This window comes from Ensifer adhaerens (genome assembly GCF_001270265.1).
GTDB lineage: Bacteria > Pseudomonadota > Alphaproteobacteria > Rhizobiales > Rhizobiaceae > Ensifer > Ensifer adhaerens_B.
In genome coordinates, this window is record NZ_LGAP01000064.1 from 1 (window position 1) to 9,698 (window position 9,698).

The window sequence follows — 9,698 nt, forward strand, 5'->3', positions numbered from 1 at the left end:
CGACCAAATCGGATTGATCAAAAAGCAACCAGGCGTGGCGCGCAGCATCCAACTGCTTGTCCCGCCTCAAGAACTGCCAATCCTCGGCATAGACAACCCGTCATAATCTCTGAGACGAAACACTAGCAACCATGGCTGGCCTGTGTGAAGTTGATGTGCCGACGACGCATAGCACGCAGGCAGTTCGCTCGAAAAGGCGAGCAAAAAAGGCAGCAAAGGCCTAGCCCCCCCTCCATCGGTGCACGTTCAAAGGCTGGAATGTCGCACTTTTTACGCGTTGCACGCGCCTTGTTTCAAGACCGCACGTAAAAATGTTTCCAACAAAAACAAGGCTTTAGCTGCCAACTATGCAAGCTTGCACAATTTTACGGATCGCGGCAAAAGGTTGGAAACTATGCAAGGGAACCAAACCCGCAATTGCCCGTTATAGGAGAAGCACGACCGAGCGCGCTCGGCTTTGATGAGGAAGTTTCCCCAGCAGGGCATGGAGGCGCGGGAGATTTTTGCCACTCTCCCGTAAGCCCTTGCCACTGAGCAGGGATACGCGATGAGACCCAGTCGTATCCCTGCCTTTGCGCCCTGAGAAAAGGACAGTGCTTCCGCTGTGCGGCGGAACGCCGCAATGTTTTCAATGCTTTAAAGAGGATGGTTGCAGGCTGGCTGCGGCCATGCGAATGCGCTCCGAGGGCGCAGGCCGTTCCACACCCGGACACGGACGGACAAATTCGATGGGGTGAAATGTGTCCGTCTGTACATATAAGGGGGTTTGTCCTTCTGTGGATCATACGGACACACATGTCCTCCATGCATGGGTTGGGGCATGTCGGCCTCCTTTGCATATACATAGGCATATACATGCCAGTAAGGAGGATTTCAAGCTGCTCATTCTGGACTTGCGCCATTCTATTTGCATTTCTGTCGCAATGTCGACGATCAGCGCGGCACTTCCGAGTTCAGTGAATTTGGGGGCAGGACAAGAGCAGCTCAAAATCCTGCGCCAAGGTCGAACGGAACCTGAACGGCTCACAGGGCGCATCTCGAACAGGACATCAATGATTGGACATTCCGGAACCTGATCGCCGGTGAGCCGTCGCGGCGCCCGTGGCGGCCGCGTGAAACGCCAGGACGCTGCAACCGCGAAAATCAGGAGCACGATCGCCGTTTCGGCGGCGATCGTAGATCTTCTTGTTGGAAGAGCATCATCTCTGGTTCTGCAACTTAGAGGTAATCCCATTGTGTAGCTTTGATCGGATTCGGTTCTAATCGCGGGCGCTCAAGACGCCGCCGACCCCTCGAACTGCCGGTAGCATTCGTTGGCAATCTTTTGCAGCAGGTCGCGCGACACCTCGCCAGTGACGGCATAGCCGATCTCGCCGCCGATCCAGTAGAGCGTCTCGATGCCGCCCTGGCTGGCGGTGCGGAAGCTCGTTTCGCGGTTCTTGGCGTTGCGGCCGAGAAGCACTGTCAGCCGCTGGCCGGTGCTGTCCTCGTACATCAGCATGGCGCCCGCCGTATCGTTGACCGGTACCAGTCTGCCGCCGACGAGCGAGAAGCCGAGCGGTGAGAGGTCGGGGATCGTCAGCGCGTAGTCGAGCCGCTTACCAAGCCAGGTCGCAAGATGCGCCTGCTGGTCGGCGCCGACCTCGACGGGATGGCGCACCTCGCTTGCGTAAATGAGGAAGGCGGACTGCGCTTGGCGGGGCAGGGACTCGTCCGCCCGCGCTGTCATAAGCGGCGGTTCCGGTGCGACGAGACGTGGTGCGTACACGCCGGCGAGCGCGCCGGCTGCAAAGATCAGAAGGCCGGCGGCGATGCGGCGGAGCACGGGACCAGAGGAAGCGCTTGCCGCGGCGGCTCTCCGGCGTGCCGCGATCAGCGCGCGGTCGCCTTCGTCGCAGCGGGCATAGGCTGCGAAATGTTGTTTCAGCGCCGCCGCCTGGGCCTGCCACTCGCGCACCTCTGGGGCCCGGGCCGGGTGCCTTTCCAGCCACTCCTCGATGCGCCCCCGCTCCGGCTGGCTCAGATGGCCATCGACATAGGCGTGGAGCTCATCTTCGGAGACGGTGTTGAATTCGCCCGTCATTTCGGTCTCCGCAGGCTAATCACATTGTCATCCTTCATCGCTTCGGCAAACTGGCGGCGGGCGCGTGACAGGCGCGCCATAACCGTGCCGATCGGGATTGCCATCAAATCTGCCACGTCCTGATAGCGATAACCCTCGATCACCACGAGCATCAGCACCGAGCGGTTCTCCGCCGAAAGCCGGTCGAGCGCACGCTTGAGGCGCAGCCGCTCAAGGGGATCTGCGTTCTCCTGCTCGGCGACAAGGCTGAGCACCTCCTCGAATTCTACCTCCGGGTGCAAGCTGCGATGGCGGTGCCGGGTTCGATAGAGGTTGGTCATGATGGTGAAGGCCCAGGCGCGCAGGTTCGCGCCCCGCCGTTGCGCACGCCGCGCCAGCACTTTCTCGACGCAATCCTGCAGCAGATCCTCGCGTCGAGATCGGAACGCACGAGGCTGCGCGAATAGCGCCTGAGGGCCGGCATCAGGGCCAGGACCTCTTCCTCGAATGCGTCGGGCGCGGCGCCTCCACCCACGCGCTGACTTCAGGACCCCACTCGCCCTTCACACCGGTCCCCGGTGACACCACCCATCTTCCGACGGCTCCTGAGCCCTCCGGCGTGGCCAGCTGGCCGCAGCGACGGATTGACGCAGGCGAAGTCATTGGCCTTTTAAGCGCACTATTTCGCAGTGACGGTGCCTTTCATCGACGGGTGAATCATGCATCTGAAATCATGCTTACCAGCTGCAGCGATCCTCACGGTGGCACTCTTGCCGGTGGCAAGCCGCCCGGTGTCGAAGGAGCCGTCCAGCGCCGTGGCGGTATGGCGTCTGGAATCGGCGTTGGTGAAGGTGATCGTGTCGCCGACGGCGACTCCCAGCTTCGCCGGATTGAATTTCATGCCCTTGATTTGGACGGCGTGACCGGCAGCATAGGCGGGCAGCGCAAGGGCAAGCATGGCAAGTGTCAGGGCTATGCGCACGTGATTGTTCCTCCTCTGGTTCCCCTGCCGCGTGGGCAGCGGTGCTCTGCGCCAGGGCGATTACGACTCACTGACCCTTCAGATCGATGATTTATTCCCGATCCTGCTTCTGGGTTCTCTTTAAGCAAGCAACGAATTCCCGCAGACGGAATTGATTCGGCCTGAGCGAACGGCTTTCGTGCGTTTTCGAAAAGCCCTTGTGGCCCATGGTCTGGACAAGACCCTGCGCGGTGAGATCACTCGCCAGCTCAAGGCCAAAGCGATCCAGGTGAAGACCAGCACGCTTGTCGATGCGACGATCATCGCCTCGGCCAGTGAGGATGATGAAGAGGGCCATTGGGTCAAGCATAAGGGTCGACGAGCGGTTCATGGCTTCAAAGCCCATTTGGGCGCCGACGCCGATACGGCCCTTGTTGAGGAGATCGCCGTCACACCTGCCAATATCAACGACGGCAAGGCCGGTCCCGATGCTCTGCCCGACAATCTTGGCGAGGTGTTTGCCGACAGCGCCTATCGCGGCAATCATTTCGGCGACGCGGTTGAGCGCCAAGGGTGCAATGCCACGCATCGTCGCCAGCGGCATGTGGGGACGGGACGAAGCCGAAACACTGGCACGCCTCAAGGCATGGAACCAACCGATCCATCGTATTCGCGGCCGGATCGAGAAGGTCTTCGGCACCTGGAAGCGCAGCGATGGCCTTCGACGCGCATGCGATGTTGCCCCATTAACGAGCGATTGAACTGCTTCCTGAGAACCAAAGACGACTTATTTGCGATACGTCTTTATGCACGCTTAAGCTTTGTCGCCTAATTTTCTCGCAAGATTTGGAGGATTCCATGAGGATAGTCTCTTTAGGCCTTGCCGTCGCAGCGTCTTTGGCATTTGCCACAGCGATTGGGTTCGCGCAGGACCGCGAAGCGGTAGTCCTCACAATCGACGGCAACATCAAGAACGCCACCGCGCGTGACTTTTCCATTGCCCAGTTGGAAGCTCTGGGCCCCGAGAAGATCGAGACCTCTACCCCCTGGCACGATGGCAAAGTGACATTCGAAGGGGTATCGCTGGCACGGCTGATGGAGCATGTGGGAGCGTCCGGTGGCACTGCCGCAGTTCTTGCGCTCAACAACTACCGCACCGAAATTCCGTTGTCGGATTTCGCCACCTACGGCGTCATTCTCGCGACCAAGAAGGACGGCCGCTATATGTCCGTGAGCGACAAAGGACCGCTCTTCGTGATTTATCCCTTCGACGCCTTCAGCGAACTGAACAGCGAGCTCTACTACTCGCGGTCGGCCTGGCAGGTCTGCAGCATCTCCATCGAGTAGCGAAGTCATTCCGGGGGGGGTATTGTGACACGCAGCACTAACGGATTCCGCGTCTTCGCGATCTGCACGGTCTGCTGCCTGACGATAGTCAGTGTTGCGCATCTCTACCTATACGAGGCTTCCGAGGACGCCGTTGCTCGCTCGATGCGCTACGATATCGCCTGGGCGGGCGTTAATGGTCGCCTGGAGGCGGCGCATCTGGAAAAACACGTCGCGCGCTATGCCGCGCTCGGCGACAAGAAAGATGCTGACGCCGCGCGACTCTTCTACGACATCCTACGCGGCCGTATGGAACTCTGGGGCGCAGGTGGCTTCGAGCAATTCATCGAACTTTCAACAAAGCGCCAGGAGCGCTTCGAAGCCCTCCGCGACAGGGTTGGCGGATTGGCGGGCGACATCGATCGGCTAGACGAGCCAGACGTGCAGCGACGAGTGCTTCAGGCGCTGTTGGAAGTGGCACCGATGATCGACCGTATCGGTGGCGAGGCGCACACGACGAGTGTGGCCGAGGCAGCGGCAATCCGCGACGAACTTCACCACAAGCAGCGGCTGCAGCGAGGTCTGATCATCGCACTCCTGCTTTCCGGGGCTGCGTTCCTGGTCTTCATGGTACTGCAAAATAGATCACTTCGTGTCGCGCATCTTGCCGCCGCCCGGCAAGCGGACGAGCTTTCTTTCTTCGCTAACCATGACGCGCTGACCAAACTACCCAATCGTCGTGCCTTCGATGCGGCGTTTCGGACGGCTCTGGAATCGAGGCGGGCGGACGAAAAGATCGCCATCGGCGCAATAGACCTCGACGGTTTCAAGGTGATCAACGATACAATCGGCCATGCGGCAGGCGATGCCCTCCTTGTCGCGGTTTCGGAGCGGCTGGTGAGCGCCGCAACGCAGCTCGACAGACGAAACATCGTTTGCCGGATTGGCGGCGACGAGTTTCTCGCCCTGTTCTGGCTCGCGGACGATACTGCGCTGGCTTTGGACGTCGCCCGACAAGTTGTCGAACTGCTCAGCCAGCCGTTTGAAACTGCCTATGGCATGATGATGATCGGCGCGTCGGTCGGAGTCGATGTTTCGGACGCGGCGACCAGCGACGAGCTTATACTGAATGCCGACCTTGCCCTGACCGAAGCAAAGGCCAAAGGAAAGGGTATTGCTCTCGCTTTCGACCGCAAGATGCGAGCCGGCCAACTGCGACGGTTGCGGATCGAGGCGGACCTTGATGCGGCGCTGGCGGGTGGACAAATCGTGCCGCACTATCAGCCGCAAATCGACCTCGCGTCGGGATGCACGGTCGGCGTCGAGGCACTGGCCAGATGGTACCATCCTGAACTCGGTCCGATCTCTCCAGGGGAATTCATCCCGATCGCCGAGGGTAGTGGTGCTATCACCAGGATCGGCCGGTTGATCCTCGAAGTCGCCTGCCAGGACGCCGCGAGGTTCCCGGAGAGCATCGGTGTCTCGGTGAACCTGTCCGTGATCCAGATTCTCAAGGACGACGTTGTGGCCGCAATACGAGACGTGTTGGCAGCGACCGGATTGGCGCCTGATCGGCTCACGCTGGAGATCACGGAATCGGTGATGATGACCGATCCCGAGAAGGTGCTGAACGTGCTCGCGCAGCTAAAGTTAGTCGGCGTCTCTGTCTCCTTGGATGACTTCGGGACCGGCTATTCCGCTCTTGGCTATCTTACCAGGTTCGCCTGGGACGAACTGAAAATAGACCGTAGCTTTATCAAGCGCGCTGACAGCGATCCGATCAACCTGATGATCATCCGCACCGTGAAGGAGCTGGCGCAGAAAATGAACGCTAGGGTCACGGTCGAAGGGGTCGAAACACGCGAACAGCGCGACCTCTTGCGAAAGATCGGTTGCGATACAGCGCAGGGGTATTTTTTTGGGCACCCGGTTCCCGTGGATGAGCTAATGCCGTTCCTGCTACGCAACAACACCGCCACCCTGGACGAGGGTGACGCCCACCCTAGGGCAGCGTCAAGCCGCCTGGCAAATCCTGCAACTCCGTGAAAGCACAAAGCCCTTCAGCCATGCCGTTGACCGATCGTTATGCGGAATGATCCGCAGCATGCTTCGTGGTGTACCTGAACCCGCAGTTCGCGGAGACCATCATGACGAGACTTTTGTACCGTGAGAGCTTTTCCGATATTCCACGCTTGGCGCAGGCAATGACGATCAAACTCCTGGAGGCCATCTGCGCCAATTCGACCGGCGCAAAAATCTAGCATGTACCCGGACCGATAACGTCGACCGAGAAGCGTGCAGACAACGCACCGCCCGTTGCTATTCACCTTCGGATGAGCCCATCCAAGTCTGAAACCGCCACCCTGGGCGCTACGAAGCCTCCCGAACTGGAGCGCCGTTTGCTCGCAACAACGCTATCAACACCGGCCCGAGCGAAAACTCCCCTCGCCGCGCGTTTGCCGTCAGATTGCGCAGATATCCGCTGGCCGAGTTGATGGTCTGCCCTCTCGAGAATGCAGGCCATCGTTGCGGCGGCGTTTTCCGATCCAATCGCCTCACCAGCATCTTGATAGGGCGGACAAGTCCAAAGGTCTCTTCCGATGCAGGCCAAACCGCGCGGGGCCTGATGCCTTGTCGGCCGGGCATCTCCGCGAAACGGGCTTCATGAGCGCGACGTGCTCCCGCCGTCATGCTGCACGGACGAGAAAAGGATGAGCGTACCAGGCGGCGGCCAGCGCGGCCAGAGCCCGTTCGCGCGCGGCTTGACCGGTTAAAAGGGTCGCCGCAGGAGGTTCAGCGCAAGCGCCGGCCGCAGGCCGGGAACCGGGAACGACTACCCCCGGAAAACCGCTCCGCTTTCTCGAGAGATTTCACAGCCTCTAGCCTACGAAGAAAGCGATGGATGAGCTTCGTTTCCGAAGGCTGCATCTCATCGGCGTTACCGTCCCTTGGACTAAGATGTCGCCAGTCGCCCTCGGCGGCCTCAAGCATCATTTGCCAACGGTAGATCGGGAGCGTCAGGCGAGGTCCGCTGCCAGCGGCTGACGCCACCAATGCTACAAGACCATGCATGCCGCAGGCTGTGTCGCCACCATGATCTTGATGCCGCTCGACAGCCCAATCACCGGCCGCCCCGCAAGGCTCTGACCATCGCCTGCGCCAGCTCGGGCGCCACCGAACCGATTATAATATCCGCGCACCGCTCTGATTTCGACCTCAATGCGCCCCGCGACGCCACCTGCGCCGTCAACGTCACAATTCTGGTGCGCAATATCATCACCATCCACCGTCACCGGCACGAATATCGATTGACGCCCCAACTCCGCGCAACTGCCGAGATGCTGACATCCGGCTCCGCGCGCTCCTCAAGGATCCGCGCCTTCTCCTGAGGCGACCAAATTCGGCGCTGGTGCCGACCCGTGATCACCTCGATCCGTCGAATAAATTCCTTCATGCCTCGGCCAGCATAGGAAAGGTGGGGCGTCGGACCCGAAGCAATAAATCTTAATGAATTCGCAAACCTACATTCAACGAAGAATGCCTAAATTAGCCCTCCATTACATTGGAGAGGGCCGAGATGAAAGAAGTCTTCGTTGTTATGAAGTGCCTGCTTAAGAATGAAGAGGGCAATTTTGGCATCATGACAGCCATCCTACTTCCGGTCCTCTTGCTCGCTGGTTCGGTCGCACTAAACGCGACGAACGCGGTAAACGAAGCCTCAAAAATGCAGGCAGCATTAGATGCAGCAGCCATCACGGCCGTCAGATCTTATGCCGAAGGCGCGAGCGAGAATGCGGTTCTTATTGAGGCAAGCAAACTGTTCCTCGCAAACTTTCAAACACATTCGGCCGTCGATTTAAACAACTCTGCCAATTTTAACGAAAATGCGTTCCAGCTTGCCTACTCGCAGGTCGGCCACGAGACAATGGCGACGGCCTCTTATGCAGCCGAATATGACCCATTCTTCTGGGGGCTAACGCCTTACCGGATCAGTCGAAGAAGCGTCGCGGCGCGAGTAGCCGATAAGGAGGCTTGTATTCTAGCGCTGCATCCGGCGGCCAGCCGAGCCATCGAGGTGAGTGGAAGTTCGACGGTTGACACCGCGAACTGCACAATCACGTCAAATTCCGATGACTCGCAATCAATTTACCTGAGCGGAACGGCTACTTTAAAATCTGAATGTCTTTATGCGACCGGCAAGGTATCTGCCACACTTGCAAATTTAGAACTGGCTTGCGGGAAGGCACACGAGGGCGTGTCACGAACACCGGACCCGTTCAGGAAGAAAGCAATGCCGACGGCGGGTAACTGGGTGAGTTTGTCGGGTTGCGGTCAAAACTTCGTCGGAAGCGGCAGTGGTAACGGGGACTGCAACGGTACCGGCAAGACGCCGAACCAAGTACCTGATGGATATAGCGTTACGCTGAAGCCCGGAACCTATGCCGGGCTCGAGATCAAAGGAAAAATAACCCTCCAGGCCGGCAACTATGTCATTGATGGTGGTGTCCTAAAATTCGCGAGCCAGTCGACCGTCAGTGGAGAAGGAGTGACATTTTTCCTTCTCAACGGAGCTGAGATCGACATCCATGGTGGCGCCAATTTTCATGTCACAGCGGCCACCAGTGGTCCGTGGGCCGGCTTTGTGATCGTTGCGGCCCGTAACAATACCGAGGCTGCCGTCATCAACGGCAACAGCAACTCCTCATTGACCGGGATCATCTATATGCCTGCCGCCCGAGAGATCCAATATTCGGGCAACGGATCGACCGGCGGCGAATGCGTCCGCATCATTGCCCAAGAAATCACGATGACCGGTAACAGCGGGTTCAAATTCAATTGCAAGGCCGAACTTGCCAACAATCAGATAATGAACCCGGGGGCCATCAGGCTGGTGCAATGAACGCACGATACGTGCGGCGTTGGGCGAGTGCGTTATGCATCCGTGCAGAAATACCCTCATGTGCCGCCCTCGGACGAGACAGCAACGATTTGGAGTAACCTGAAATGACCAAAATCAGCAACCTCGCCGCCACGGCCCTGATGTCCACAATGCTCGCGGCCACACCGCTCAGTCTCAACGTGATAAACCCCTTGGCCCCTGACGACTACACAGCCTTTGCCAAAGACGGCGGCAATGGGAATGGAGGCGGCGGCAACAGAGGGGGCAACGGTGGTGGCGAGCGGGGCAAAAGCGAACAGTCCGCAAGTAGGTCCGCCTCTAGTACGAGCATGCGGGCAAAATCGAAATGCAATTGAAAGCCGAGGTCGCTGAACTGACGGCTATGGCCGAAAAAGCCGATCAGGCCGATCTTGCAGACGGCCTGTCCATACCCGAAGAATTGGCGCGGC

Annotated in this window: 7 protein-coding genes and 2 pseudogenes; 4 read left to right on the forward strand and 5 right to left on the reverse strand. The window is 59.0% G+C overall.

Annotation, left to right across the window (positions count from 1 at the left end; genetic code table 11):
- Positions 1–1,273 precede the first annotated feature (1,273 nt).
- From AC244_RS34475 to AC244_RS34485, 3 genes and pseudogenes are all read right to left on the reverse strand, one after another.
- On the reverse strand, positions 1,274–2,083 hold the full coding sequence (locus AC244_RS34475; RefSeq protein WP_053253321.1) for an anti-sigma factor family protein: 810 nt from the start codon (positions 2,081–2,083) through the stop codon (positions 1,274–1,276).
- A pseudogene (locus AC244_RS34480) lies at positions 2,080–2,546 on the reverse strand (sigma-70 family RNA polymerase sigma factor). Before AC244_RS34480 ends, AC244_RS34475 begins: the two are co-directional and overlap by 4 nt.
- 195 nt (positions 2,547–2,741) lie before the next feature.
- Positions 2,742–3,044: a cupredoxin family copper-binding protein gene (locus AC244_RS34485; protein WP_053253322.1), complete on the reverse strand. Its 303-nt coding sequence runs from the start codon at positions 3,042–3,044 to the stop codon at positions 2,742–2,744.
- Positions 3,045–3,243: 199 nt separating this feature from the next.
- On the opposite strand from AC244_RS34485, the gene AC244_RS34490 reads away from it, so the two are divergent.
- From AC244_RS34490 to AC244_RS34500, 3 genes are read left to right on the forward strand one after another with little or no spacing between them, the layout of a single operon-like run.
- Positions 3,244–3,855, forward strand: a complete 612-nt coding sequence (locus tag AC244_RS34490; protein ID WP_234717133.1) for a transposase — start codon at positions 3,244–3,246, stop codon at positions 3,853–3,855.
- A 26-nt stretch (positions 3,856–3,881) separates the two neighbouring features.
- Positions 3,882–4,370, forward strand: a complete 489-nt coding sequence (locus AC244_RS34495) for a molybdopterin-dependent oxidoreductase (RefSeq protein WP_053253323.1) — start codon at positions 3,882–3,884, stop codon at positions 4,368–4,370.
- A 24-nt stretch (positions 4,371–4,394) separates the two neighbouring features.
- A complete protein-coding gene (locus tag AC244_RS34500; protein WP_152976241.1) occupies positions 4,395–6,395 on the forward strand; it encodes a putative bifunctional diguanylate cyclase/phosphodiesterase in 2,001 nt (666 codons plus the stop codon).
- Between the two features lie 324 nt (positions 6,396–6,719).
- Here AC244_RS34500 and repC read toward each other — a convergent pair.
- Both repC and AC244_RS38540 read right to left on the reverse strand, forming a co-directional pair.
- Positions 6,720–6,921, reverse strand: a pseudogene (repC, locus tag AC244_RS36125) (replication initiation protein RepC); the annotation flags it as partial.
- 717 nt (positions 6,922–7,638) lie between these two features.
- Positions 7,639–7,803, reverse strand: coding sequence for a transposase (locus tag AC244_RS38540; RefSeq protein ID WP_234717134.1), 165 nt, complete (start codon positions 7,801–7,803; stop codon positions 7,639–7,641).
- Between the two features lie 123 nt (positions 7,804–7,926).
- Here AC244_RS38540 and AC244_RS34510 point away from each other — a divergent pair, with 123 nt between their 5' ends.
- On the forward strand, positions 7,927–9,249 hold the full coding sequence (locus tag AC244_RS34510; protein ID WP_053253325.1) for a pilus assembly protein TadG-related protein: 1,323 nt from the start codon (positions 7,927–7,929) through the stop codon (positions 9,247–9,249).
- Positions 9,250–9,698 lie beyond the last annotated feature (449 nt).